At 72.6% G+C, this 25713-nt stretch carries 29 protein-coding genes; 10 read left to right on the plus strand and 19 right to left on the minus strand.

All coding sequences use genetic code 11. The annotated features are described in order from the left end of the window. Positions 1–63: 63 nt before the first annotated feature. Both AC0B61_RS16655 and AC0B61_RS16660 read left to right on the plus strand, forming a co-directional pair. Positions 64–444: a PadR family transcriptional regulator gene (locus AC0B61_RS16655; RefSeq protein ID WP_471741394.1), complete on the plus strand. Its 381-nt coding sequence runs from the start codon at positions 64–66 to the stop codon at positions 442–444. Then, entirely contained in the window at positions 441–1064 is a 624-nt protein-coding gene (locus AC0B61_RS16660; RefSeq protein ID WP_471741395.1) for an HAAS signaling domain-containing protein, read from the plus strand. Before AC0B61_RS16655 ends, AC0B61_RS16660 begins: the two co-directional genes overlap by 4 nt. Positions 1065–1297: 233 nt before the next feature. Here the strand turns inward: AC0B61_RS16660 and AC0B61_RS16665 are convergent, their stop codons facing one another. Then, the gene (locus AC0B61_RS16665) at positions 1298–1501 is read right to left on the minus strand and encodes a hypothetical protein (protein WP_471741396.1); all 204 of its coding nucleotides are present in this window, start codon (positions 1499–1501) and stop codon (positions 1298–1300) included. On the opposite strand from AC0B61_RS16665, the gene AC0B61_RS16670 reads away from it, so the two are divergent. Continuing rightward, positions 1500–1898, plus strand: a complete 399-nt coding sequence (locus tag AC0B61_RS16670) for a hypothetical protein (protein WP_471741397.1) — start codon at positions 1500–1502, stop codon at positions 1896–1898. The two genes, AC0B61_RS16665 and AC0B61_RS16670, sit on opposite strands and share 2 nt — an antisense overlap. Positions 1899–1984: 86 nt before the next feature. Here the strand turns inward: AC0B61_RS16670 and AC0B61_RS16675 are convergent, their stop codons facing one another. The 12 genes from AC0B61_RS16675 to AC0B61_RS16730 form a co-directional block, all read right to left on the minus strand. After that, positions 1985–2515 (minus strand): hypothetical protein, encoded by a 531-nt coding sequence (locus tag AC0B61_RS16675; RefSeq protein ID WP_471741398.1) that lies wholly within the window; start codon positions 2513–2515, stop codon positions 1985–1987. A 180-nt stretch (positions 2516–2695) separates the two neighbouring features. Further along, the gene (locus tag AC0B61_RS16680; protein ID WP_471741399.1) at positions 2696–3466 is read right to left on the minus strand and encodes an ABC transporter permease; all 771 of its coding nucleotides are present in this window, start codon (positions 3464–3466) and stop codon (positions 2696–2698) included. Continuing rightward, on the minus strand, positions 3463–4389 hold the full coding sequence (locus AC0B61_RS16685) for an ATP-binding cassette domain-containing protein (protein ID WP_471741400.1): 927 nt from the start codon (positions 4387–4389) through the stop codon (positions 3463–3465). The genes AC0B61_RS16680 and AC0B61_RS16685 overlap by 4 nt, the downstream gene beginning before the upstream one ends. Beyond that, on the minus strand, positions 4389–5228 hold the full coding sequence (locus AC0B61_RS16690) for a DUF4097 family beta strand repeat-containing protein (RefSeq protein ID WP_471741401.1): 840 nt from the start codon (positions 5226–5228) through the stop codon (positions 4389–4391). The genes AC0B61_RS16685 and AC0B61_RS16690 overlap by 1 nt, the downstream gene beginning before the upstream one ends. Positions 5229–5336: 108 nt before the next feature. After that, a complete protein-coding gene (locus tag AC0B61_RS16695; RefSeq protein WP_471741402.1) occupies positions 5337–5900 on the minus strand; it encodes a toxin-antitoxin system HicB family antitoxin in 564 nt (187 codons plus the stop codon). 184 nt (positions 5901–6084) lie between these two features. After that, entirely contained in the window at positions 6085–7155 is a 1071-nt protein-coding gene (locus tag AC0B61_RS16700; RefSeq protein WP_471741403.1) for an adenosine deaminase, read from the minus strand. A 93-nt stretch (positions 7156–7248) separates the two neighbouring features. Beyond that, complete coding sequence (locus tag AC0B61_RS16705; protein ID WP_471741404.1) at positions 7249–8544, minus strand: DUF445 domain-containing protein; 1296 nt, start codon at positions 8542–8544, stop codon at positions 7249–7251. A 170-nt stretch (positions 8545–8714) separates the two neighbouring features. Next, the gene (locus AC0B61_RS16710; RefSeq protein WP_471741523.1) at positions 8715–10019 is read right to left on the minus strand and encodes a nucleotide sugar dehydrogenase; all 1305 of its coding nucleotides are present in this window, start codon (positions 10017–10019) and stop codon (positions 8715–8717) included. A 35-nt stretch (positions 10020–10054) separates the two neighbouring features. Beyond that, positions 10055–11281: a glycosyltransferase family 2 protein gene (locus AC0B61_RS16715; RefSeq protein WP_471741405.1), complete on the minus strand. Its 1227-nt coding sequence runs from the start codon at positions 11279–11281 to the stop codon at positions 10055–10057. Positions 11282–11508: 227 nt separating this feature from the next. Beyond that, positions 11509–12468, minus strand: coding sequence for an ABC transporter ATP-binding protein (locus tag AC0B61_RS16720; RefSeq protein WP_471741406.1), 960 nt, complete (start codon positions 12466–12468; stop codon positions 11509–11511). Between the two features lie 92 nt (positions 12469–12560). Further along, a complete protein-coding gene (locus AC0B61_RS16725; protein WP_471741407.1) occupies positions 12561–13412 on the minus strand; it encodes an ABC transporter permease in 852 nt (283 codons plus the stop codon). After that, entirely contained in the window at positions 13405–14268 is an 864-nt protein-coding gene (locus AC0B61_RS16730; RefSeq protein WP_471741408.1) for an ABC transporter permease, read from the minus strand. Before AC0B61_RS16730 ends, AC0B61_RS16725 begins: the two co-directional genes overlap by 8 nt. A 340-nt stretch (positions 14269–14608) precedes the next feature. Between AC0B61_RS16730 and AC0B61_RS16735 the strand changes: the two genes are divergently transcribed. Next, positions 14609–16945: a transglycosylase domain-containing protein gene (locus AC0B61_RS16735; protein ID WP_471741409.1), complete on the plus strand. Its 2337-nt coding sequence runs from the start codon at positions 14609–14611 to the stop codon at positions 16943–16945. A 65-nt stretch (positions 16946–17010) separates the two neighbouring features. On the opposite strand, the gene AC0B61_RS16740 is transcribed toward AC0B61_RS16735, so the two are convergent. Further along, entirely contained in the window at positions 17011–18192 is a 1182-nt protein-coding gene (locus tag AC0B61_RS16740) for a winged helix DNA-binding domain-containing protein (RefSeq protein ID WP_471741410.1), read from the minus strand. Then, on the minus strand, positions 18189–19151 hold the full coding sequence (locus tag AC0B61_RS16745) for a LysR family transcriptional regulator (RefSeq protein ID WP_471741411.1): 963 nt from the start codon (positions 19149–19151) through the stop codon (positions 18189–18191). Before AC0B61_RS16745 ends, AC0B61_RS16740 begins: the two co-directional genes overlap by 4 nt. A 183-nt stretch (positions 19152–19334) precedes the next feature. On the opposite strand from AC0B61_RS16745, the gene AC0B61_RS16750 reads away from it, so the two are divergent. Beyond that, a complete protein-coding gene (locus AC0B61_RS16750) occupies positions 19335–20054 on the plus strand; it encodes an SDR family oxidoreductase (protein WP_471741412.1) in 720 nt (239 codons plus the stop codon). Between the two features lie 21 nt (positions 20055–20075). Here the strand turns inward: AC0B61_RS16750 and AC0B61_RS16755 are convergent, their stop codons facing one another. Both AC0B61_RS16755 and AC0B61_RS16760 read right to left on the minus strand, forming a co-directional pair. Beyond that, on the minus strand, positions 20076–20378 hold the full coding sequence (locus tag AC0B61_RS16755) for a GroES family chaperonin (protein ID WP_097240225.1): 303 nt from the start codon (positions 20376–20378) through the stop codon (positions 20076–20078). 181 nt (positions 20379–20559) lie between these two features. Then, the gene (locus AC0B61_RS16760) at positions 20560–20901 is read right to left on the minus strand and encodes a DUF3618 domain-containing protein (RefSeq protein ID WP_471741413.1); all 342 of its coding nucleotides are present in this window, start codon (positions 20899–20901) and stop codon (positions 20560–20562) included. A 173-nt stretch (positions 20902–21074) separates the two neighbouring features. On the opposite strand from AC0B61_RS16760, the gene bcp reads away from it, so the two are divergent. Next, the gene (bcp, locus tag AC0B61_RS16765; RefSeq protein ID WP_471741414.1) at positions 21075–21548 is read left to right on the plus strand and encodes a thioredoxin-dependent thiol peroxidase; all 474 of its coding nucleotides are present in this window, start codon (positions 21075–21077) and stop codon (positions 21546–21548) included. 92 nt (positions 21549–21640) lie between these two features. On the opposite strand, the gene AC0B61_RS16770 is transcribed toward bcp, so the two are convergent. Beyond that, complete coding sequence (locus AC0B61_RS16770; RefSeq protein ID WP_471741415.1) at positions 21641–22150, minus strand: chitinase C-terminal domain-containing protein; 510 nt, start codon at positions 22148–22150, stop codon at positions 21641–21643. Positions 22151–22243: 93 nt separating this feature from the next. Continuing rightward, the gene (locus AC0B61_RS16775) at positions 22244–23596 is read right to left on the minus strand and encodes a transcriptional regulator (RefSeq protein ID WP_471741416.1); all 1353 of its coding nucleotides are present in this window, start codon (positions 23594–23596) and stop codon (positions 22244–22246) included. 155 nt (positions 23597–23751) lie between these two features. Between AC0B61_RS16775 and AC0B61_RS16780 the strand changes: the two genes are divergently transcribed. The 4 genes from AC0B61_RS16780 to AC0B61_RS16795 all read left to right on the plus strand — a co-directional run bounded on the left by AC0B61_RS16780 (position 23752) and on the right by AC0B61_RS16795 (position 25456). Beyond that, complete coding sequence (locus AC0B61_RS16780) at positions 23752–24204, plus strand: ATP-binding protein (RefSeq protein ID WP_471741524.1); 453 nt, start codon at positions 23752–23754, stop codon at positions 24202–24204. A 154-nt stretch (positions 24205–24358) separates the two neighbouring features. Then, entirely contained in the window at positions 24359–24715 is a 357-nt protein-coding gene (locus AC0B61_RS16785; protein WP_471741417.1) for a hypothetical protein, read from the plus strand. Then, positions 24712–24999 (plus strand): hypothetical protein, encoded by a 288-nt coding sequence (locus AC0B61_RS16790; RefSeq protein ID WP_471741418.1) that lies wholly within the window; start codon positions 24712–24714, stop codon positions 24997–24999. Before AC0B61_RS16785 ends, AC0B61_RS16790 begins: the two co-directional genes overlap by 4 nt. A gap of 163 nt (positions 25000–25162) precedes the next feature. Continuing rightward, positions 25163–25456, plus strand: a complete 294-nt coding sequence (locus AC0B61_RS16795; protein WP_471741419.1) for a hypothetical protein — start codon at positions 25163–25165, stop codon at positions 25454–25456. Positions 25457–25713 lie beyond the last annotated feature (257 nt).

Here is a 25713-nt window from a genome sequence, read left to right on the forward strand (position 1 = left end):
CGGTGCTTCTTTTTGCCCGTGAGCCCGCTGCGCTACCTTGCTCCGCCTGCTACCTTGTGACGCATGGTACCTGGCATCACCAACCCCGACGGCCCCGCCGAGGCCCCCGACGGGCCGGTGGCGACCCAGCTGCGCAAGGGCGTGCTGGAGTACTGCGTCCTCGCCCTGCTGCGGGACGGTCCTCGGTACGGGGTCGAGCTGCTGCAGGAACTCGGCCGCTTCCCCATGCTGGCCACCAGCCAGGGCACGATCTACCCCCTGCTGTCCCGGCTGCGCCGCGCCGGCCTCGCCGACACCTTCCTCCGGGACTCGGCCAGCGGGCCGTCCCGCCGCTACTACACCCTCACCGACACCGGCCGGGACGCGCTGCGGGAGTTCACCACGCTGTGGCCCGCCTTCCGCGAAACCGTCGACCACGTCCTCGACTTGGGAGAGACCCCGTGAACAGCCCCCTCGAGCACCCCCTGGTCCGCGCCCACCTCGATGCGGTCACCCGCTACACCGCGCCTCTGGCCGCGGAGCGCCGCCGCGAACTCCTCGCCGACCTGCGCGAACACATCGAGGTCTCCCTCGCCGACCACGACCTCACCGGCCGGCAGCCCGACGACGAAGCTGCCGTCCGCCACGTGCTGGAGCAGCTGGGCAGCCCCCGGCAGATCGCCGACGCCGCGCTCGCCGAGGACGGCCTGACCCGCCCCGAGCCGGAGAGCGGCCGCCGCACGAACGTGACGCTCCTCCTCGCGGTGCTCCCGTTCCCCCTGCTCCTGGCCCCGGCCGTCGGACCCGTGCTCGCACTGGCCGCAGCCGTCACCGCCGCCGTCCGCGTCACCAAGTCCCAGGTGTGGAGCCGTCGGCAGAAGAAGCAGGCAGCCCTGCTCCTCATCGCCCCCGTCCTGACCACTCCCCTCGCCGGTGTCCTGTTCGCCGTCTCTCCCGCCGGGCTCACTCCGGTCAACGTCCTCGCGGCGTGCGCCGTGGGCTTCAGCCCGGTCCTGGTCGCCGCCGGACTGCTGTTCCGCTCCGCCTCCCGCCTGCGTAACGCCCCCGCCACCGCCACCGTCTGAGACTCGATCCCGTCCAGGCCCGGCTGTCCGACGGTCTCCATGGCATCGCCGCTCACAAGCCAGCTCACAGATCGTCGGGGCCTTCGACGGCCGGGTCGCCGGTCCGAGGGGGACCTCGCCGACCACGTCGTCTCCTCCATCAGCGCGCCGAACTCCGGGTGGCCGGGCGCCTTGGCGGCCGTCCGTTCCAGCGCAGCGCCCACGCTTCCAGCGGCGACACGGCCAGGCAGAGCTCAGAATCCCTCCACCGGTATGGCGATACGACCATTGCAGATCGAAAAATCGGCTTGATCACACCGCTCCCGAACTTCCTGAGCGGAAGGCGGTTTTCCGCTGCGGGCGTCCGGGGTAGTGGCCGAGGCGTTCGCACCCACACGGTTCGCGAGTGCGGTGCGAGACGGATTCTTTGACATTTCCTTAGCGAAGGGATTCAGCATGGACAGGCTCCTCCGGAACGCCCTCGTCGCCGCCGCTACCGTCGGCGCCCTGGGTATCGCCGCCGCGCCCGCCGCCACCGCCGCCGAGCAGGCGCAGCCGGTGGCCGGGGTGCAGGCTCAGGTCCGCAACCCGAAGACGGTCAAGGCCGACGCCTACAACCAGGCCCGCAGCATCCTCGCCAACGCGGGCAGTCAGACCGCCGCCAAGTCGCACCCCGTCCACGGCAAGAACGACGTCCCGGTGTCCTACGGCACCAGCCTGCTCGCCTCCGCCCGGGACGAGTTCCGGACGGCGGACAAGAACCTGCCTGCGGGCCAGAAGAAGTCCGACATGTCGATCCCCCACTACAACGCCGTCCACAACGCGGCGAACGTCATGGGCATCGACCGCTGGTGAACCCCCGGCCCCCGCGTGGTCGCTCCGCCGCGCGGGGGCCCGCCCGGGGCCGGTGACGACGGGGGCCGCCAGCCGCCGAGCACTCCCTACCGGGGCGTGACCTCCGGCTCGCCGAGCCGGCCGTCGCCGCTGACGGTGTAGACCCTGGTCTCGTGCTCCACGGTCACCGTGATCCGGCCCGGCCCGCTCCACGCGACACTCCGGAAGCCGTCGCGCTCGTCCCAGGTGCCCAGCTCCCAGTGACGGGCGGACCAGCCGCTGCCGCTCAGCAGTTCCACCCGGTAGACCGGGTCGATGGAGAACGCGATGTCGGTGACGGACAGGACGTGGTCGGGGTTGCCCGGATCGGGCTTGCGGTCGATCAGCCGCCCGTCGTCACCGAAGGCGTAGGCCAGTGTCCCGATCGCCACCCCGATGACGATGAGCGGGGAGAGGATGGCGGCGCAGCCGATCTGCGCCCACCTGGTGCGGAATTCGAACTGGACCAGCATCGACACCACGAGCAGCACCGCCATGGCGCCGAGCAGCAGCACCGGGTGGTTCAGCCAGCGCTCGATCTCCACCAGGCCGCCCGACCGGGACGCCTGGTACCCCGGCAGGTACGCGAGGAACGCCACCAACGCGGCGCCCCTGAACCACCATTCGCTCCGTCTGTGCCACGCAGCCACCGCCATGTACTCCCCCTGGCACGTACTCCCCCCGGGTGAACCTTTGCCCGGACTTTACTACGGGCCCACCCTGCGGCCCGGGCGACGGTGGCTCCGTCACCCGGGCCGCGTCCGCCGGCCGTACCCCCGTCACCGCCGGCGGAAGACGCTCCGCGACCAGACGTAGCCGAGCAGCGTCAGCCCGGTGCACCAGGCGAGGGCGCTCCAGGCGCTGGTGCCGATCTCGGTGCCCATCAGGAGGCCGCGCAGGGTCTCGATGATGGGGGTGAAGGGCTGGTACTCGGCGAACCAGCGCAGGGCGGTCGGCATGGAGTCGGGCAGGACGATGGCGCTGCCGATGAAGGGCAGGAAGGTCAGCGGCAGAGGCGTGTTGCTCGCGCTCTCGGGCGTCTTGGACACCAGCCCGATCCCCGCCGATATCCACGTCAGTGCCAGTGTCACGAACATCAGCAGCCCTGCGGCCGCCAGCCACTGCACCGGCCCCGCGTGCGACCGGAACCCCATCGCGAACGCCGCCCCGACCACCAGCACGAGCGCGATCATCGTCTGGATCACACTGCCGATGACGTGCCCGGCGAGGAACGCGGACCGCCATATCGCCATCGTGCGGAAGCGGTTGACGATCCCCTCCGTCATGTCGACGCAGACGCCCACCGCCGTGACGACCGACCCCGCCGTCGCCGTCATCAGCACGATGCCGGGCGTCACGTAGTCGATGTAGCTGCCGCCCCCGATCCCCAGCCCCAACGCGCCCCCGAAGGCGTAGTTGAAGAGCGCCAGCATCATCACCGGCATCACGACGACCGAGAAGGTCATCGCCGGGTAGCGCTGCGCGCGCTTGAGGTTCCGCCGCAGCATGGTCAGCGAGTCGCTGACCATGTAGCTCGTCGTCGCGCTCATCGCGCACCCTCCCCGGTCAGCATGAGGAACACATCGTCCAGATCGGCCGTCTCCACGACCAGTGACTCCGCCTGGACGCCCGCGTTGTCGAGGGTGTCCAGCACGGCCCTCACGGTGAGCACCGAGTTGTCCCCCGGGATGTCCAGCCGCAGGGCCTCCGGGTCGGCGGCGGCGTAGTCGAACAGCGAGGCGGCGGCTCCGAGTCGGCCGGCGTCGGCGAACTGCAGCCGGATCCGCCCACCGGGGACGATCCGCTTCAGCTCCTCGGCCGTGCCCTCGGCGACGATCCGGCCGCCGTCCAGGACGGCTATCCGGTCGGCGAGTCGGTCCGCCTCGTCCAGGTACTGGGTGGTGAGGAGGATCGTCACGCCGTGGTCGGCGACCAGCCGGCGGATGATCTCCCACATGGTGCGCCGGCTGCGCGGGTCCAGCCCGGTGGTCGGCTCGTCGAGGAAGATCACCTCCGGGTCGCCGACCAGCGTCATCGCCAGGTCGAGCTTGCGCCGCATGCCGCCGGAGAAGGTGCCGACGGGGGTGCGGGCGGCCTCGGTGAGGTCGAAGCGACGCAGCAGGTCCTCGGCCCGCCTCCGCCCCTCCCGACGGCGGAGGTGGTGGAGGTCGGCCATCAGCAGCAGGTTCTCCTCGGCGGTGAGCAGGTCGTCCACCGCCGAGAACTGGCCGGTGACCCCGATCGCCTTCCGGACCCCTTCGGCCTCGCCGACCACGTCGTGCCCGGCGACCCGGGCCGTGCCGCCGTCCGCCGGGATCAGGGTGGAGAGGATCTGCACCGTGGTGGTCTTGCCGGCGCCGTTCGGCCCGAGGAGGGCGAACACGCTGCCGGCCGGGATCTGCAGGTCGATGCCCTGGAGCACCGCCTTGTCGCCGTAGGACTTGGTCAGTCCGATCGCCGAGATCGCGGCCATCAGGCCCTCCGGATGATGACGTTGCCGACCTGCGTGCGACCACGGACCTCGACCGTCTCCCGGGCGTCGCCCGGGCCCTGCGTCTCACCGAGGGCGTTGCGGACCCCGCCGAACTCGCTGTGCACGTCGAGCCAGGCCGCCGTGCCCTCCGCGATGCCCACCTCCACGTCCCCGACGCCGGTCTGCAGGGTGATCTTGCCCCGGACCACCCGGCCGACCCGCAGGTGGCCGTTCGCCGACTTGGCGTCCACGCCCGACCCGGCGAGGCCGACGTGGATCCGGCCGTTGGAGGCCTTGGCGGTCAACTCGCCGCGCACCTCGTCGATCTCGGTGTCGCCGTTGCTGTTCTTGACCGACAGCCCGCCCCCGACGGTGCCGATCTCGATCCGGCCGCAGCCGGACACCTCGGCGCCCCCGGTGACCGCGCCGAGGCTGATGTCCCCCATGTCGGTCTTGAGCCACGCGCTCTCGGCCCGGCCGACCTGGATCCGGCCCATGGACGTCTTCAGTCGGCAGTCGCCGAGCGGGCCCTCGGCGACGAAGTCCGCCATCGGGGAGTCCGCGTGCACCTGGGAGCCGGCCGGCAGCTCGACCTGGATCTCGATCGAGCCCTTCTTACTGGAGAACATGGTGCGCTGCTTGGGGCCCTTGACGGTGAGCCGACCGCCGGAGAAGTCGACCTGCGTCAGCTCGGCGGCCTTGACGTCCGCCTCTCTGGCGGCGTTGGCCGGCCGGACCTCCACGACGGCGTCGGTGCGCTTGCCGGCGGTGATCCATACCGCCCCGATCTCGAACTCGAAGGTGGCGGAGATCGGACCGTCGGTCTCGTACGTAGGCATGGCTGTCCCGTCCTCATGGCTCGTGTGGGTGTTCCCGCTGGTCGGAGCGGGGTGACGTCGAAGGTGCGAAGGCCGTGTGGGGTGTGAGGTGCGGATGGTGCAGAGGCGTCAGTGGACCCAGCCGGTGAAGCCCTGGCCGCCGACGGTGCGCGGGGCGCGGGCGCCGGAGTCGACGGCCGGGCGGACGGGCGGCAGGCCGCCGTCCAGCGCGCCGGCGACGGCCCGGACCAGCCACGCGTTGAGGGACAGGCCCTCCTGCCCGGCGGCCTCCTCCGCCCGGGCCTTGAGGTTGGCCGGCAGGCGCAGGTTGATCCGGGCGGTGCCACTCTCGTCCGACTCCGACACCACCGGAGCCACCGATGGCGCTGGAGCCACTGATGGCACCGATGGCACCACGGTCGGCACATCACCGTGGAAGACGTCGGAGCCGGGCGGCGCCGTGACCACGAACTCCGGGTCGAGTCCGCGCAGCCGCACGTCCACCGAGCCCGGCGCGAGGTCGCGGGTGACCTCGCCCATCGCGGCCGAGAGCGCGTTGAGCAGGGTGAGCCGCACGGCGGACTCCAGCGGCAGCGTCAGCCGGTCGGCCAGCGCGCGGGCCTCCTCCCCGCCGGCGGCAGCGGCCACCGCGAGCTCGTTCCGGAGGTTGTCGACGTACGGCGTGAGGTCCATGGCCCAAAGCATGGCACGACGATGGCGCCATGTCGAGGCATTATTGGCACCACTTTGGCGCCACGTTGAGAGAGGTCGTGGCACCACATAGCAGAACCGCCCCGCCGACCACTGGAACTCAAGAGGTCGACGGGGCGGTTCACACAGGAGAACACCGACAGCGAAGGCGCCGGCAGGCGAAGCGTCAGCGCTGCCAGCCCGCCAGGTAGGCGTCGAGCTCGCCGGTCAGCCGCGCCTTGCCCGCCTGGTCCAGGAAGGAGGCCTCGACCGCGTTGCGGGCCAGCGCCGCCACCCCGGCCTCGTCCAGGTCCAGCAGCCGCGCCGCGACGGCGTACTCGGTGTTGAGGTCGGTGCCGAACATCGGCGGGTCGTCGCTGTTGACCGTCACCAGCAGCCCCGCGTCCACCATCTGCTTGATCGGGTGGTCCTCGATCCGCTCCACGGCCCGGGTGGCGATGTTGGAGGTCGGGCAGACCTCCAGCGCGATCCGGTGCTCGCCCAGGTGGTCGAGCAGCGCCGGGTCCTTGACCGCCTGGGTGCCGTGCCCGATGCGTTCGGCGCCGAGCAGCCGGATCGCGTCCCAGACCGTCTCCGGACCGGTGGTCTCGCCCGCGTGCGGGACGCTGCGCAGGCCGGCCGCCCGGGCCCGGTCGAAGTACGGCTTGAACTGCGGGCGCGGCACGCCGATCTCCGGGCCACCCAGGCCGAAGCTGACCAGGCCCTCGGGGGCGAGTTCGGTGGCCAGCCGGGCGGTCACCTCGGCCGACTCCAGGCCGGCCTCGCCGGGGATGTCGAAGCACCAGCGCAGCACGACGCCGAGTTCCTTCTCGGCGCGCAGTCGGGCGTCCTCGATCGCCTCCATGAAGGCGACCTCGGGGATGCCGCGCCGGACCGAGGAGTACGGGGTGATGGTCAGCTCGGCGTACCGGATGTTCTGGCGCGCCATGTCCTCGGCCACGCCGTAGGTGAGCGCCCGGACGTCCTCGGCGTCCCGGACCAGGTCCACGACGCTCAGGTAGACCTCGATGAAGTGCGCGAAGTCGGTGAAGGTGAAGTACTCGGCGAGCGCCGCCGGGTCGGCCGGCACCTTGGACCGCCCGGCGTGGCGGGCGGCGAGCTCGGCGACGACGCGGGGCGAGGCCGATCCGACGTGGTGGACGTGCAGTTCCGCCTTGGGCATCCCGGCGATGAACGCCTCGATGCCGGTGTTGCTCCCGGTGGGGTTTCCGATCCGACTTCCGTCCGGCTGGACCACGGTGGTTCCCTGCTTCCTTACTCCGTGCCTTCTACGCGCGTACCGCGAATATCGGCCCAGGATAGGCCCCCGTCGTCGGGCTCGGCCGGGTGTTCACCCGCTGAAGGCCACCGCCACGGTGTGGATCAGCAGCCCGGCCAGGGCGCCGACCACGGTGCCGTTGATCCGGATGAACTGCAGGTCCCGGCCGACGTTGGCCTCGATCTTGCGGGAGGCCTCGTCGGCGTCCCAGCCCGCCACCGTCTCGGAGATCAGCGAGGTGATCTCGGCGCGGTAGGTGTCGACGAGGTACTGGGCGGCGTCCTGCAGCCAGCCGTCCACCTTGGCCTGCAGTTTGGCGTCGGTCGCCAGGCGCTCGCCGAAGCGGCGCACGCCCTCGCGGATGCGCCGGCGCAGTTCACTGTCCTCGTCCTCGGCCGCGCCCATCACCAGGGTGCGCACGGCCGCCCAGGTGGAGTTGATCAGGTCCTGCACCTCGGGGCGGGACAGCAGCTCGCCCTTGGCCCGCTCGACCCGGGCGATGGTCTCCGGGTCGGTCTGCAGCTCGGTCGCGAAGTCGGCGAGGAAGTTGTCGATCGCGCCGCGGGCCGGGTGGTCCGGGTCGTCCCGGATGTCGGTGACGAAGCGCAGCAGTTCCTTGTAGACCCGCTCGCCGACCTGGTGGTCGATGAACCTGGGCGTCCAGCCCGGCGTCTTCTGGGTGACCTTCTGCACCACGTCCCCGTGGTTGGCGGTCAGCCAGCCGTGCGCCCGGACGGCCACCAGGTCCACCACGCCGCGGTGCCCTCCGTCCGCGACCACCTTGCCGAGCATCCGGCCCATCGGCTCGGCCACCGAGGTGGCGGCGGCCCGCCTCGTCACCGCCTCGGCGACCACCGCCCGCACGTCGTCGTCGCGCAGCACCGCGAGCAGGCCGCGCAGCGCCGCCGAGGCCTCCTTGGTGACCCGCTCGGCGCTGCCCGGCGCGGCCAGCCACTCCCCCAGCCGCCGGCCGATGCCGAGCGCCCCGAGGCGGCCGCGCACCACGTGGCCGGAGAGGAAGTTCTCGCCGACGAAGTCGCCGAGCGAGCGGCCGAAGGCGTCCTTCTTGGTCGGGATGATCGCGGTGTGCGGGATCGGCAGGCCGAAGGGGCGGCGGAACAGCGCGGTCACCGCGAACCAGTCGGCCAGCGCGCCGACCATGCCCGCCTCGGCGGCGGCCGCCACGTACCCGGCCCAGGCGCCGGCTCCGGCCGCGTCGGCCCAGGTGGACAGGGCGAAGACCAGGGTCGCGAAGGCCAGCAGGCCGGTCGCGATGGTCTTCATCCGGCGGACGCCGCGTCTCTTCTGCTCGTCGGCCGCGGTGAACCGGACTCCGGGGCCGGTCCCGCTGATCGCATCGTCAGTCACCCCGCCAGTCTGCCCGCTGACCGGCGCGGGCGGGGGCGCGCCCCACGATCACCGGCCCCGGGGTCCGCCGCCCGCTCCCCCGGACGCTCCCTCACGCCCTGCCGAGCGCGCCTACGCCGGGCGCGCCTACGCCAAGAACGCGCCGCCGACCACGCCTCCTCCGACTACGCCTACGCCGAGCGCGCCCCGCCGAGGACGATCCGCCGCACCCCCTCGCCCGTCCACCGCTCCGGGTCCGTGCACCGCCGCCCGTCCAGCAGCACCCGCACCCCCGGCAGGTCCGCCGGCGCCAGCTCCCGGTACTCCGGGTGGTCCGCCTGCAGCACCGCCGCCACCACCGGCTCCCCGCCGTACGGGGGCAGCCCGAGCGCCGTCAACTCCTCGCGCCGGTACAGCGGGTCGGCGACGTACGGTCGCGCGCCCGCCGCCTCCAGCGCCGCCACCAGCGGGAACACCCCGGAGTACGCCGTCTCCTTGACCCCGCCCCGGTACGCCGCACCGAGCACCAGCACGCCCTGCCCGGCGATCCCGCCCGGCACCGCGCCCGCCAGCACGCCCACCGCGTAGCCCGGCACCTCCAGGTTGGCCTCGCGCGCCGCCCGGACCACCGTCGCCTGCGGGTCGTTCCACAGGTACAGCCGCGGGTAGACCGGGATGCAGTGCCCGCCGACCGCGATGCCGGGCCGGTGCAGGTGGCTGTACGGCTGCGAGTTGCAGGCGTCGGCGACCTCCGCGAAGTCCACCCCCACCCGGTCCGAGTACCGGGCGAACTGGTTGGCCAGCGCGATGTTGACGTCCCGGTAGGTGGTCTCGGCGAGCTTGCTGAACTCCGCTGTCTCCACCGAGGCCAGCTCCCACACGCCGTTGGGCCGGGGCAGGTCCGGGCGCGGGTCGAAGTCCAGCACCGCCCGGTAGAACTCGGCGCCGCGCCGGGTGGAGGCCTCGTCGACGCCGCCGACCAGCTTGGGGTAGCGCCGCAGGTCGGCGAAGACCCGCCCGGTGCGGACCCGCTCCGGGCTGAACACCAGCGCGAAGTCCGCCCCGGCGACCAGCCCGGACCCGGCCGCCAACCGGGGCGCCCACCGCTCCCGGGTGGTGCCGACCGGCAGGGTGGTCTCGTAGCTGACCAGGGCGCCCCGGCGCAGCCCGGCCGCGACGGCGCCGGTGGCCGCGTCGAGCAGGGCGAAGTCCGGGGTGCCGTCGGCGGCGGTGACCAGCGGGACGACCAGCACGACGGCCTCGCAGGCGGCCACGGCGGCGGTGGTGTCGGTGGTGGCCCGCAGCCGGCCTTCGGCGACGACCCGCTTGAGCGCCTCGTCCAGCCCCTCCTCCCGGGGGAACGGCGGCACGCCCCGGTTGACGCTGTCCACCACCCTGGGGGCGATGTCCGCGCCGGTCACCCGGTGGCCCTTCAGCGCGAACTGCACCGCCAGCGGCAGGCCCAGCTTGCCCAGTCCGACCACGCAGACGTCCAGGCCCGTCCCCGGCCCCCACCCCTCCGGTCCTCCGCTCATCCCTGCCCTCCGTTCACCGAGTTGGCGAGCCGGCGCCACGCCGGGTGGCGCCGCAGCCCGCGCCGCACCTGCGCCGGGACGACGCCGCGCCACAGCTGCTGGGCGACGTTCAGCGGCCGGGCCTTCTCGACGGCCGGCTCATCGCGCAGCAGGAACAGCTCGTCCGGCAGTCCGAGCCGGCCGTCCCGGAACGCCGGGTAGGCCGCGTAGCAGCGCCGGCCGTCCGCGAACGGCGGCGGCTCGCCGTGCGCGGCCTCGTACCGGATCTGGTCGCGCAGCGCCTCCGGCCGTACGGCTGCGGCGAGTTCGAGGCGCACCCGTGCGGCCACCGGCAGCCGGTGGTACACCTCGCGGGCGCCGAACCGCTCGACCAGGCCGCCGACTTCGACGCACACCCGCTCCTGCAGGACGTCGTCCAGCAGCAGGAAGCCGCCCTGCAGCAGGCGCGGCACGTCCCAGGCGAAGCTGCGCACCCGGATGGCGTCCAACTCCTCGCCGCGCTCTGCTAGTTCGGCGGCCACCTGCTGGAGCGCGGCGATCCCGCGCAGCCGGTCCAGCACCCCGGCGCGCTCGGTGACGTTGCCCAGGTCCTCGCGCAGCACCAGGAAGTAGCAGTCGTAGTCGGCGAGGACGGACACCCGGGCCGCCCGCAGGCAGGCCTCCAGGGTGAACGGCTGGTCCGAGAAGACCTTCAACTCCTCGTTGCGGCGTAGCCCGTGGCGCCGGATGAGGTCGAGGCGGAACAGCTTGGTGTCGGCGAGCGCCCAGGCCAGCGCGGAGTCGGCGAAGCCGACGGACTCGGCGTCGGCGTGGAAGATCCCCTGCGGCACCAGCCGCCCGTTCACCCCGACCTGCTTGGGCACGACCACGTCCGACCCCCAGGCGTCGGCGGCCGCGACCAGCCGCTCCAGCGCCTCCGGGCCGAGCCAGTCGTCCGCGCCGAGGAACAGCACGTAGCGGCCGCGGGCCAGCGCCAGGCCGCGGTTGGTCGGGGCCGCCGGGCCGCCCGAGTTGGGCTGGTGCACCACCCGGAACAGCCCGGGGTGGCGGGCCGCGTACGCGTCCAGCAGTTCCCCGCCGCCGTCCGTGGAGCCGTCGTCCACGGCCACCACCTCCAGCCGCCCCGGTGCCAGGGACTGCCCGACCAGCGAGTCCAGGCAGGCGGTGAGGTACGGCATGGTGTTGTAGACCGCGACCACCACGGTCACGTCGGGGACGGTCATCGGGCGGCGGGCCTCCGGTCCTGATCTGGGCGAGTGACGCAGGGTCAACTCGGTGTGAGAGCCCGGAGTCACGACCATCACCCGCACCGGGGACGGCGGCCAGAACACGCCTCCGGCCGCCGCACGCGCGCACGTACGCAGGGCGCCCGACCTCACCAGGCGGCCGGCCGCCCCGCCGCACGCGCGCACGTACGCAGGGCGCCCGACCTCACCAGGCGGCCGGCCGCTCAACCGATCGCGACCTCCGCGTACATCCGGGCGATCACGTCCTCGATGGCCGGCTCGCGGACCGACAGGTCCACCAGGGGGTAGCGCTCCGCGACCGCCGCCACGATCGGCGCGGCGCTCTGCTGCGCCGGGAAGGACAGCCACTGGCGCGGGCCCTCCACCTTGACCACCCGGGCACCGGCGACCTCGATCGGGGGGCCGGTCTCGGCGAGGTCCACCACCAGGGTCCGCTCGCTGCGTCCGGTGGTGTGCAGGCCGTCCAGCCCGCCGTCGTACACCACCCGGCCGTGGTCGATCACCATCACCCGGCCGCAGAGCTGCTCGATGTCGGTCAGGTCGTGCGTGGTGAGCAGCACGGTGGTGCCCCGGTCCCGGTTGACCTCGCGCAGGAACTCGCGGACCTTCCCCTTGCTGATCACGTCCAGGCCGATGGTCGGCTCGTCCAGGTAGAGCACCTGCGGGTCGTGCAGCAGGGCTGCCGCGAGGTCGCCGCGCATCCGCTGGCCGAGCGAGAGCTGGCGGACCGGCGTGTCCAGCAGGCTTGCCAGGTCGAGCAGTTCGACGCAGCGGTCGAGGTTCTCGCGGTACCGGGCGTCGGGGATCCGGTAGATCCGGCGGGCGAGTTCGAAGGAGTCGCGCAGCGGGAGGTCCCACCAGAGGGTGGTGCGCTGGCCGAAGACGACGCCGATCCGGCGGGCCAGCGCGACGCGTTCGCGGGCCGGGTCGACCCCGGCCACCCGCAGCCGTCCGGAGCTGGGGACGAGGATGCCGGTGAGCATCTTGATGGTGGTGGACTTGCCGGCGCCGTTGGGCCCGATGTAGCCGACGCACTCACCGGCCTCGATGGTGAAGCTGAGGCCGTCCACCGCCCGCACTTCGCGCTTGGTCCGGCTGAACCGGCCGGTGCGGGCCCGTACGGTGAAGTTGCGTCGGACGTCCTGGAGTTCGATCAGAGCCATGGGTGTTCCTCACGCGGATCGGGGGGGGTTCATCAGCGGGTTCATCAGCAGCTTCCTCGGGAGCCTCTGGGGCCTCGGGGGCGCCGGCGGGTTCAGCTGCCGGTGCCGCGGTAGGCGCGCAGTCCGGCCCGCCAGGCGAACCCGGCGGCGGCCACGCAGAGGGCGGCGGCGACCGGGGATGCGTACTGGAAGGCGGTGGGCAGGCCGAGCGGGTCGGGCCGGTCGAGGATGTGCAGGGCGGGCAGCCAGTTGACGAAGGCCAGCGGGACGCCGAAGACCACCCCGGCCACCAGTTCCTTGGCGAAGATGGTCGGCGGGTAGTGCAGCAGGGTCGCGCCGCCGTAGGTGAAGGAGTTCTGGATCTCCTTGGACTCGCCCCACCAGAACTGGACGGTGGCGCCGCCGACGTAGATCGCGCCGAAGATGACGCTGCCGCACACCAGCAGGACGGGCACCAGCAGCATCCGGTCCCAGGTCCAGTGCACGTCCAGGGCGGGCAGCGACCAGGCGAGCACCGCCGCGGCCTGGAGCGGGCGGCCGAGCCGGCGCAGCGTGAAGCGTTCGGCGCACAGTTGGGAGAGCGCGGGCGCGGGCCGGATCAGCATGGTGTCCAGCGAGCCGCTGACGATCCGCGCGCCGAGGCCGTCGGCGGAGCCGACCAGCAGGTTGGCGACGCCGAGGGAGAAGGTCGCGGTGGCGTACAGGAAGGCGATCTCCGGCAGGTTCCAGCCGCCGAGCCGGTCGGTGTGCCGGAACATGATCACCAGCACCACGAAGTCGAGGGAGTGGGTGACCAGGCTCGCCAGCAGGTTCAGCGCGAAGGAGGCCCGGTAGGCCATCATCGAGCGCATCCACATCCGGGCGCAGAGCCACCAGGAGCGCACCGCCCAGGCCGTGCGCGCGGCGAGGGGCTCACGGCGGGGCCCCAGGAGCTGCTCAGCCACCCTGCACCACCACCCGGCGGGTCGCCAGCCACTGCGCGCCCCGGCCGGCGGCCAGCAGGGCGGCCGCCCAGCCGAGTTGGAAGCCGAGCGCCCCGGGCAGCGCGCCGCCGCTCGCGCGCTCCAGGAAGACGTCCGTCGGCACCTTGATCAGCGCCGCCCAGGGCAGTACCCGGCCGAGGTCCCCGAGCAGGCCGGGGAACAGTGCGATCGGCAGCAGCATCCCGGAGAAGAACATCGAGACGACCAGCATCACCGAGCGCACGCCCTCCGAGTCGTGCAGCCAGAAGCCGGTGATCGAGACCAGGAAGCGCAGCCCGAAGCTGACCACCACCGCGAGCAGCACCGAGAGCAGGAAGAACACCCAGGTCAGCGGATGGTGGGGCAGCCGGGTGCGGAACACCAGCGCGCCCACCAGCATCGGCACGGTGCCGCGGGCCAGCAGGTGGAAGGCGGCCCGGCCGAGGTCGGTGGCCAGCCACCAGCCCTGGAAGTCGACCGGTCGGTAGAGGTCGACGGCGATGTCCCCGCTGCGGAAGCGGTCCTGGACGTCGTCCTGGAAGCCGCCGCCCCACACGGCGACGGTGACCAGCAGGCCCTGGCTGACCCAGATGTAGGTGACGGCCTGGCTCTGGTCGTAGCCGCCGAGGTGGGGGCGGGCCTGCCAGAGGGCGAGGAAGGAGGAGGCGAGGATGACGCCGAAGACGGTGTTGGTGAAGGCGCCGGCCAGGGTGGCGGCGCGGTAGGTGGAGTAGCGGCGGAAGGCGCCACGGGCGACGGCCGCGTACAGCCGGAGGGAGGCGGCCGGGGCCGCCGGGGGATCGGGAGGCCTCGTCTCGGCCGGAGCAGCATTCAGCATATTGTCTCCTTATCGACAAATACGGGCAGAGGGCTGCCCGCACCAGGAGTCCGCGCACGCCCCAGCGGCTCCGACCGGCCGTACCCGGGGGTGCCGGGCCAGGCGGGCGGAGCTGCCGAAGTGGGTGCGCTATGTAGATCGCACCTTGCACCGTACCGCCGCCCCTCCCGCCCTGCACCCGGTTTTCCGGCACCCGCCCGGGACGCACGCACGGGGCCGCCGGGGACGCGCGCACGCGGCCGCCCGGGACGCACCCGCACGGTCGCCAAGAAGCACACGACCGCGCACGTCAGCCCGCCGCCCGCCCCTGATCCGACGTCAAATAGCACATAATCGCGCCATGACCTTGAGCACCCGACGCCAGGCCAAACGGGCCGCCCGCCGCGATGCCCGCCGCGCCCTCCCGCTCTGGCGCCGGCTCCTGCCCACCTGGCGGGTCACCCTCGGCACCCTCACCGCCCTGCTCCTGCTCGCCGTCGGCGGCTTCGCCGTGCTCTACGTCATCGTCCCGGTGCCCGACCCCAACGCCCACGCCGTCGCCCAGAACAACATCTACCTCTACGCCGACGGCACCACCGAGATCGCCCGCACCGGCGCCGTCAACCGCACCGACGTCACCATCGACCAGATCCCGCTGCAGACCCAGCAGGCCGTCGTCTCCGCCGAGGACCGCAGCTTCTACCAGAACCGCGGCATCGACCTGAAGGGCATGCTCCGGGCCGGCTGGAACACCCTGCTCGGCAAGGGCATGCAGGGCGGCTCCACCATCACCCAGCAGTACGTCAAGAACTACTACCTGACCCAGGACCGGACCATCGAGCGGAAGGGCCGCGAACTCCTCATCGCCCTCAAGGTCGACCAGCAGCGCGACAAGAAGGACATCCTCGCCGGATACCTCAACAGCAGCTACTTCGGCCGCGGCGCCTACGGCATCCAGAGCGCCGCCCACGCCTACTACGGCGTCGACGCCTCCGCGCTCACCCTCACCCAGGGCGCCTACCTCGCCTCACTGCTCCAGGCCCCCAGCCTCTACGACGTCAAGACGGCCACCCCCGCCAACCGCGAGAAGGCCGTCGCCCGCTGGAACTACACCCTCGACGGCATGGTCCAACTCGGCTTCCTCACCACCGCCGACCGCACCGCCGCGACCTTCCCCGACCCGATCGACCCCCAGCCCGCCACCGGCCTCTCCGGCCAGGCCGGCTACCTGGTCGGCGTCGCCGACGACTACCTGATCTCCTCCGGCACCATCGACGCCGCCACCCTCAAGGCCGGCGGCTGGCGGATCACCACCACCTTCGACAAGCCCAGGCAGGACGCCTTCGTCAAGGCGGTCCAGGACGAACTCACCGGCGACCTCGACCCCCGGGCCCGCCCCACCACCGACACCGACGTCCGGGTCGCCGGCGCCTCCGTCGAACCCGCCACCGGCCGCGTCGTCGCCGTCTACGGCGGCCCCGACTACGCCAAGCAGCCCTACAACGACGCGCTGCGCCAGGACAACCAGATCGGCTCCACCTTCAAACCGGTCGACCTCACGGCCGGCCTGATCGCCCGGCACACCCTCGACGGCCGCCCGATCACCACCGAGTCCCGCTACGACGGCACCAGCGAACGCCCCGTCACCGGCGGCCCCACCCCGTACGCGCCGCCCAACGAGGACGGCACCGACTACGGCGACATCACCCTGCGCTACGCCATGGTGAAGTCCGTCAACTCCGTCTACGCCCAGGAAGGCGTGGACGCCGGACTCGACCGCGTCCGGGAGACCGCCGTCAAACTCGGCATCCCCGACAGCGTCCGCGGCATGGACCCGGCCAACACCTCGATGACCCTGGGCACCGCCACCCCCAGCGCCCTCGACCTCGCCGGCGCCTACGCCACCCTCGCCGACCACGGCCAGGCCCACACCCCGTGGTCCGTCAGCAAACTCGAACGCGTCAACCCCGGCGGCGCCATCGACGTCCCCGCGATGCCCGGCCACAACCCCACCGACGCCGTGGACCGCAGCATCGCCGACTCCGTCACCGACGTGCTGCGCGACGTCGTCAGCCCCCGCGGCACCGGCGCCGCCGCCCTCGACCTCGGCCGCCCCGCCGCCGGCAAGACCGGCACCACCGACTCCAACCTCTCCGCCTGGTTCGCCGGCTACACCCCCGAACTCGCCACCACCGTCGGCCTGTTCCGGGAACACCCGAAGACCCATGCCAAGGAGCCGCTGGCCGGCACCGCCGGACTCACCCGGATCAACGGGGGCACCTTCCCCACCAAGATCTGGACCGCCTACATGACCGCCGCCCTCGACGGCACCCCCACCCGGCCGTTCGACCTGGAAACCGGCCACCCCGACCCCGGCACCACCACCTGGCCCACCCCCACCGGCACGACGACCCCCACCGCCGGCACCACCCCCACCACCGGCAGCCGGCCCACCGAACCGCCCGCCACCACCAGCGAAGCCCCCACCCACGAACCCAGCGCACCCCCCGCCACCCGCGAACCCGCCCCCGGCCCGACCGCGCCCAGCCCGCAAGCCCCCCAGCCCACATCCAGCCAGGACCAGCCCAGCCCCACCGCCCGGCCCACCCAGACCCGGCCCCCCAAACCCACCGACCCGCCCATCGCCACCCCCACCGGCGGCCCCGCCACCCGCCCGGCGGCGACGCCCACACCGTAGGGGCCGGCTTCGGCCACGCGGCGGGCGGCAGCTCACGTGGCCGGGGACACCGCTCGCGCCGGGGACTACCGCACGGCCACCAACTCCCGCTCCAGCGGCGTCCGGAACCGCGGCGTCACCCGCACCTCCCCCAGCCAGCCCGCCAGCCGCTCCGCCTCCGCCCCCACGGCCGCACCCGCCGCCGCCCCGACGTCCCGGAACAGCCGCCACACCACCTCGCCGTCGGCCCGCTGCGCCCAGCCGCCCACCACCTCGCCGCACCACCACACCGTCGGCCCGGCGTTGCCCGCCCGGTCGAACAGCGCCGGCACGTCCTCCGGCCGCAGGTACCAGTCCCGCCCCCGCCAGCCCATCACCGCCGGGTCCAGCGCGGGCAGCAGCGCCGCCCACGGCTCGGGCTCCGCCACCGGCTCGTCGTCCCCCGGCAGCACCAGCCCGGCCACACCCCCCGCCAGCTCCACCGCCTGCGCGCCCACGTCCCCCAGCGCCTTGCGGACGTCCCCCAACGTCCAACCCGTCCACCACTTCACGTCCTCGACCGTCGCCGGCCCGTACGCGGCCAGCCAGCGCCGCACCACCTCCGCCTTCGCCTCCCGCACCGGCACCTCCGGCCACTGCGGCACCAGCGCCCACGGGTAGCTGCTGCTCAGCCACGAGCCGCGCGGACGGCAGCGGCGCACGTGCCCGTCCGAGGCCAGCAGCCGTAGCAGCCGACTGCCCACGCTCTGCCGCGCCTCGTACGGCTTGCCCGCCGACATCAGCATCGTCTCGCGCAACTGCGGCACATCGTCCGCGAGTTCACCGGTCGTCGCCTCGCCGCGCAGCGCCAGCGCGGCCAACACCTCGCGCTCGGTCACGGCCAGCCGGGCCTCGCTCCACCCTTCGGCGTGGTCCCGCAGGTGCTTCAGCAGCGTCGCCCGCTCCTTGGCCGCGATCGCCCGGGCCGCCGCCGCACTCACGTACGGGGCGAAGCCCTCCGTCACCGCGAAGATCGTCCGCCGCATCGACAGCAGCTTCACCAGCGACACGTCCCCGTACAGCGCCCGGTCCACCTCCGCCGCCGAGGGCTCCGCCAACCGCGCGCACGCCGACAGGTACACCGTGGCCGCGTCCGTCGCGTGCAGCCCGACCACCGCGTCGGCCACGTCCTCCACGCACGCCGCCCGCGCCGACGGCGCCAACAACTGCCGCCGGCCCAACCGGGCCCGCCGCTCCCCGTCACCGATCACCGGCACACCCCTCGTCATGCCCGGACCATAGCGCCCGCCACCGACAACTCCGGCCCGACGCCCGCACCCTCGGCGCGCTCGGCGCCCTCGGCGGCCCCGGCGGCCTCCGCGCCCTCCGCGGCCAGTTCGGCCGCGAGCTCCGCGAACTCCGCGAGCAGCGGCGAGGTCCGCCCGGCCGCCCACGCCAGACAGACCCGGTTCGGCGCGATGTCGGAGATCCGGACGTGCACCACGTCCGAACGGGTGTAGAAGGCGGCCACCGACAGCGGCAGCACCACCATGCCCTCGTGCGCCGCCACGTACTCCAGCTTCTCCTCGACGGTGTCCGCGCTCGGCCGCGCCCGCTCCGGCCGCCGCCCGGCCGGCACCGGCAGGTCCCGCCACTCGGGCACCGCGTCCGGATCCTGCAGCAGCCGCTCCCCGCCCAACTCGGCCATCGTCACGGACGGTTCACCCGCCAGGCGGTGCCCCGCCGGCAACGCCACCACCCGCGGCTCGGCGAACAACGGGCGCAACGCCAGACCCCGCTGGTCGACCGGCAACCGCACGAACGACACGTCCACCCGGCCGTCCAGCACCACCTGGGCCTGGTCCCGCCAGGACGTCCGGACCACCTCCACCGCCAGGCCCTGGTGCCGCCCGCACATCGCCCGCGCCACGGCGGTCACCGTGATCCCCGGCATGAACCCCACCACGAACCGCGCCCGGTCGTCCGCCGACCGCCCCACCCGGCGCCGCAGCGCCTCCGCCGCCGCCAGCAGCTGCGGCGCGTCCTCCATCAACTGACGCCCGGCACACGTCAGTTCGGTGGACCGCCGGTCACGCCGGAACAGCTGCGCACCGAACTCCGCCTCCAACGCCCGGATCTGCCGCGACAGCACCGGCTGCGCGATGTGCAACTCGGCGGCCGCCCGCCCGAAATGCAGCTGCCGCGCCACCGCCACGAAGTACCGCAGCTTCCGCAGATCGACGTCCATCGCCCGCCTCCTCCGGCTCCCCACCTCGACTGATACCCCGAGGGTATGACAGCGGACGGAACAAGTCTTGGACGGCACCCGCCCGCGCGACCCAGGATCGAGACACCTCCCCGAACCGCACACGAACCGCGCTCCGCAGCCCGCAGCCCGCAGCCCGCAGCCCGCAGCCCGAAAGGCACCACCATGCCCCTCACCGACCAGCGCGTCATCGTCCTCGGCGGCACCTCCGGCATCGGACTCGCCACCGCCGACCTCGCCGCCCGACGCGGCGCCCGGGTCGTCGTCGCCTCCAGCCGGGCCGACAACGCCGAACGCGCCCTCGCCACCCTGCCCGCCGGCGCCACCGCCGAAGTCGCCGACCTCACCGACAGCGACCAGGTCGCCGCCCTCTTCGACCGCGTCGGCCCCATCGACCACCTGGTCTTCACCGCCGGCGAACCACTCGCCCTCATGCCACTGGACGAGCTGGACCTCGACGCCGCCCGCCGGTTCTTCACCCTGCGCTACTTCGGCGCCCTCGACGCCGTCCGAGCCGCCGCACCCCGGCTCCGCCCCGGCGGCTCCGTCACCCTCACCTCCGGCACCGCCGGCCTGCGCCCCGGACCGGGCTGGAGCGTCGCCGCGAGCATCTGCGGAGCGACCGAGTCCCTGGTCCGGGCCCTCGCCGTGGAACTCGCGCCGATCCGGGTCAACGCCGTCCGAGCCGGCATGCTCCGCACCCCGCTCTGGTCCGGCCTGCCCGACACCGACCGCGAACAGCTCTACACCCAGGCCGCCGCCGGCCTCCCCCTCGGCCGGATCGGCGACCCCGAGGACGCCGCCCAGGCCTACGCCTACCTGATGGAACAGCGCTACGCCACCGGCACGATCGTCACCGTGGACGGCGGCACCCTACTGGCCTGACCACCCCCACCCAGGAAGCGCTCAGAGGTACAGCCCGGTCGAGCCCTCCGTGTCCCCGAACCGGGTCGCGGCCACCGCGTGCAGGTCGCGCTCCCGCAGCAGCACGTAGGTGGCGCCGCGCACCTCGACCTCCAGCTTGTCCTCCGGGTCGTACAGCACCCGGTCGCCGGGCTCCACCGAGCGCACGCTCTGGCCCACCGCGACCGCCTCGGCCCAGGTGCACCTCTTGCTCAGCTCCGCGGTCGCCGGGATGAGGATGCCGCCGGTCGAGCGGCGCTCGCCCTCGGCGCCCTCGATGCGCACCAGGACGCGGTCGTGCAGCATGCGGATCGGCAGTTTCTCGCCCAGCCGGTCGTGGCGGGTGAGATCGTGCGGGTGGTCGGAGTGGGTCTCGTCGTTCGTACTCACGGTCCCGAAGGTACCGCCCCCGGGCGCGGAACGTGACGCGGGCCCGGCATGCGGAAGGCCGGGCGCGCACCGCGCCCGGCCCCACCCGTCGTGCGGATCAGTCCTTGCGGCGCTTGCGGGAGGAGGCGACCAGCAGCACCAGGCCCACGCCGACCAGCGCGGCCGGGACGATCCGCTCCTTGCGCGGCTGCCCCTTCTCGTCCACGAACTGCGCCTTGACCTTGTCCACCATGCCGCTGGCGGCCACGTACGCCCGGCCGGCCTTCTCCTCGACGGCGGCCGCCGCCCTGGCCTTGACCTGGGCGGAGATCGTGCTCGGGTGAACGCGGACGGCCAGCTCGTCCAGGGTCGCCGCCAGCCGGCCACGCGCGCTCTCGATGTCCGCCTCGATCTGGGCGGTCGTCCGCGCCGACTTGTCCTGCGTGCTCGCCTCGCCCACTCGGGCCACCCCATTCACTTGCCGATGTCGATCTGTGCGATCCGTTGCCATCCGTGCGACTGACCCAGTGTGTCAGCTGCCGTGCAGGGCCGCGCGGCCCCACCCACCATCGGAGGTAAGTTTGCCGTGGTACGACCGCCCGTCACAGCAGCACGCACCAGGAGAGTCCACCCATGACTGAGCGTCTCCAGCCCGGCGACACCGCACCCGCCTTCAGCCTGTCCGACGCCGACGGCAACCAGGTCTCCCTCGCCGACCACGCGGGCCGCAAGGTCATCGTCTACTTCTACCCCAAGGCGCTCACGCCGGGATGCACCAAGCAGGCCTGCGACTTCACCGACAACCTGGAGGTGTTCGCGGGCGCCGGGTACGACGTCATCGGCATCTCGCCCGACCAGCCGGAGAAGCTCGGGAAGTTCCGCGAGACCGAGAACCTCAAGGTCACCCTGCTGTCCGACCCGGACAACAAGGTCCTGGAGGCGTACGGCGCCTACGGCGAGAAGCTGAACTACGGCCGCACCTACGTCGGCGTGATCCGCTCCACGGTGATCGTCGACGAGCAGGGCAAGGTCGAGCAGGCGCTGTACAACGTCAAGGCCACCGGCCACGTCGCCAAGCTGCTGCGCGACCTCAAGATCGACGCCTGAGCCCTGCCGACCGGCGACGGAGCGGTGGCGGCACACCCCCCCGACCGGGTGCACCGTCACCGCGTCTCCCACCTCAGCGGGCCGCCGTCACGTCAGCAGGCCCCGAGGTCGTTCCAGACTCCCCACGCGCCGCCGGCCGTGGGGTCGTCGCCCTTGGTCCACCACTTGTTCTGGTAGTAGTGGCCCTTCCACGCGACCTTGGTGGGGGTCGCGTAGGTGGTGCCCGCGTCCCAGCTCGGCGCACCCGCGCAACCGGCCGGCGGGGTCGTGGGCGGAGTGGTCGGCGGCGTCGTGGGCGGCGTCGTGCCGCCGTCCACCGCGCCGCGGGTCAGGTCGCCCTTGATCCCGTACAGCGTGCCGCCCACGTTGACCGTCCAGTTCGACGGCGTGCTCACCGGCAGGTAGTAGACGAAGTCCATGTCGACTGAGGCCCCCGGCGCCAGCGACTGCCAGCCCGGCAGCTTCACCGACACCCGGTTGTAGGTGCCCTTCAGCCCGCCCACGTTGCCCGGGCCCGGGTTGTCCTGCCTGATGACCTGCAGGCCGAAGCCGGACTGGTCCTTGGCGTTGCCCGGGGCCGAGTTGCCGTAGTCGCAACACATTCGTAGATGTAACACGGACTTTCAGCGCACCTGCCTCCGCACATGGGTCGGGCCCTCCCCGCACGGGAAGGGCCCGACAGGTGCAGCCAGTGATCAGGCTGCGAGCAGTTCGCGCGCCCGGTCGTTGAAGTCGGCCACAAGGGCGTGGCGGCCGAACGGCACCATCTGACGCTGAAGGTTCTGAACCGCCTCGACGGCACGGGACGACTTGACCTGACCCGTGAGCGTGAGCGTCCGCAGGCCGGCCGCGTGGGCTGCCTCCAGGTCCCGGCGCTGGAGGTGGGAAACAGCAAGAGCCGCTTGCGACATGGCGCCGCGCCTGGCGCGCTTCTGGGCTCGGGCGTGGTCGATGGACAGGCGGGCGTACCGTTCGGACTCGGCGGCGTCGCCGATGTCCTGGAACGTCTGGGCGTGCTCGCCGTTCAGGTAGGCGGGATCGATGAACCGGGCCCACTCGGCTTCGTTGTCGAGCTGGACGTTGCCGTACGCCTGCTCCGACGCTGCGACCGCCTGAGCGGCTGCGCGCTTCTCGCGCAGCCTGGCCAGCGCGCGGCCTTCGAGTGCCCAGAGGTCGGCCAGGCAGGCATGGGACTCCGGGCTCCTGGACAGCCCTGCCCGCCCGGCCTGGGCAAGCCTGCGTCCCTCGTCGGGGTGGCCGAGTAGCGTCGCCTGGTCGGCCATGCCTGCGAGCACGTGGGCCCCGAGCGCCGCGTTCCCGGACTCCACGGCGAGGCGGAGGGACTGGATCAGGTAGCGCTGTGCCGGTCCGTGCTCGCCGTTGTCGTACGCCATCCATCCGAGCAGGTAGGTCTGCTCCGCGGCTGCCTCGCACAGCGCGCGGCGGACATCTTCGGTGTGGGTCTGCCGTAGCAGCGGGAACACGTGCTCGTTCATGTACGCGGCGAGGGCCAGACGGCCCGATCCGCCGCCCTGGAAGATGTCCATCTGCTGGAACGCGCCGAACATGTTCTTGACGGCGGTCACGTCTTCCAGCTGGACCCGCCGGCCGGGCTTCGGGGCCTGGTCAAAGGTCTGGAGCAGCCAGTCACGAGACGGCCCGACTGCTGCGGCAACAGCGAATGTCGATCCGGTCAGGAACTTCCGTCGATCCACGTCGGCCCTCCCAAGGTCTGCAACAGCCTCCACCGTAGCGGGGTAGGACTGGTTGTAGACAAGGGCCCGGTCCGCAACGGATGACGTCTCAAGCCCGAGGTCGTAGGCGGTGACCCGGTAGCCGAAGTGTGCCGAGAACACGTCCGACAGGATGTCCGGCACCGGCCAGCGCGGGGACTGGCCGTCGAGCCAGCGCTTGACGCTGGACGGGTCCGACTTGATGTGCGGGTGCCCGCCTTCGGCTGCCTTCGCCCTGACGCGCCGGGCGAGTTCGCCGAGAGACCAGCCGGTTCGTCGCAACCAGCCGGCGAGTTGAACGTTCGGAGTCTTCAAGATCGTTCCCCTGTCGGTGGCCTGACGACCATTCACAATGGTTCAACACCCCTTACGAGAGTACTCCGACCCGGCCTGACGGTGTTGTCTGAAATGGAAGGTTGGCACGGCTGCTTCGTGGCCGACTGAGTTCGGCGCGGGTTGGGGCGGATGTGGTGAACAGATCAGGTACATCGGCAGGGGCTTCGGCATCTCCGCCCGCCTCGTGGGCGTTCTTCTGGCTCCCGCGCCATCGGTCGTCGGTCGGCGCGGCGCGCTCGCTGCTGCGGAACTTCCTCCGGGGCGTCCCGGGCGGGGCCGATCTCGCGGAGCCCGGTGAGCTCGTGCTCTCCGAGTTGGTGACGAACTCGGTGGTGCACGCGCGGGTGCCAAAGGGGCGGCGGATCGCGGTGCGGCTCGACGTCGTGTGTGGGCACCTGCGCATCGAGGTGCACGACGCGAGCAGCGTGAGGCCCGTGATCCGGCGGTCCGCCGGGCTGCATGACGTGTCGGGCCGGGGGCTGTGCCTGGTGGAGGCCTTGTCCGTGGAGTGGGGTTGTCTGCCCCGGCCGGAAGGTATCGGGAAGATCACTTGGGCTCTGGTGGGCCCGGAAGGCGGTGTGCGGTGAGAGCGAGGCGGGCGTCCGGGACGGCGGGAACGCGGTGCTTCTACTGCGGTGCGGGGCTGCGGCAGGCGGTGACCCGGTTCATCGTGGTCAACGGGCAGGTGGTGGGCGTCCACACGCGGCACCCGCGCCGTGCGGGGGAGGTGTCGGCGAAGTGATGACGCTTCGAGAGTACGGGGAGTCGGCGGCGGGCCTGGTCCTGGCCGGCGGAGGTGGGGCCTCGGCGGGAGCCGCACCGTACCCGTTCCCGGTGGTGGTGGAGGTCCGCGGAGTCACCGGGCCTGCGCAGTTCTCCAAGCTGGCGGACGCCTTGGCCGCGCTCCTGGGCTCGCTGCGGGCGCTGCCGCTCAGTTCGGAGCAGCTGGATTACTTCGAGGAGCTGATCGGGCCGTCGGCGGTGCAGACGATCGGACATCGCCTGGCGATGTACGGGGAGGTGCGATCGCTGGCCTTCCTGGGCCTGACGCCGCACGTGGTCAGGGTGTACCCGGCTGACCCCGGGGAGCCCTCGTGATCCGGCACCTGCGGGCCTGGTGGGACCGAGCCTCTACCTGGTGGCTGCTGGACGGCCAGTTCTCCTGGCCGGTGCGGGCTGTCTCGCCGAGTCGGCGGGCCGCGCACCGTGACGCAGTGGCGTGGTACGCCGAGCCGGGATTTACCGAAGAGCAGCGGTTGCTGCTCATGCGGCAGATCTGGCGGGAGATGGCCGACATTGATGACCCGCTGCTCGACTTGACCGAGGCGGAGCTGTTCCGGCGGATCTTCGGCTGCGAGGAGGCGACTCGGGACTGCACTTGACCTGATCAGGGACAACTGAAGACGTGCCGGACCACCCCGTGACCTTGGCGGGAACGTGGGGTGGTCCGGTGGGTCGGAACCCGATGCCGATGGTATCGGGCTCATCGGCATGTCTGTGCACGGATGGCCGGTTCGGTTGCTGATCAGGGGAGTTGATGGGCTGTTGGACGGGGACGACGACTTCAGTGCGGAGTTGACGGCGGGCCTCGACCCGGATACATGGGTGTGGCTGCCGGGGGTGGACTACGCGGCCGGGTGGCGGGTGGCGCGCCAGACGGCGGACGAGCTGAACGCGCTGCTGGCGGCGGGCGGTGTGGAACGCTCTCAGCTGCGGGCGATCGCCGACACCGACGCCATGGGCGGGCCGGTGGTGCGACTGGAGGGCATGGCGCAAGGGTGGCTGCGGCTGGAGGAGTTACTGTGCCTGGCTGCGTTCGTGCGCCGTGAGTCGGCCTGAGCAGTCCGCGGTTGGCGGGGGACGGGTGCGCGTGGCCGGTTGGGGGAGGCTTTGGGCGGTGTCCTTGCCGGGTTGGGGTCGGGCATGGTCGGGGGGCCGTAAGCTGCTGCGAACTCGGTCAGGGCTTTTGGGCCTGACCGCAATTGGGCCGAGTGGCCCCCCGTCCTTGCCCGACGCGGGCCCCGGCCCGGCAAGGTGCGTAAAGCCTCCCTCGGCCGGCCACCCCAGCCACCGGTGTCAGCGAACGGGCCTGAGCG

Source organism: Kitasatospora sp. NPDC023385, from assembly GCF_055664045.1.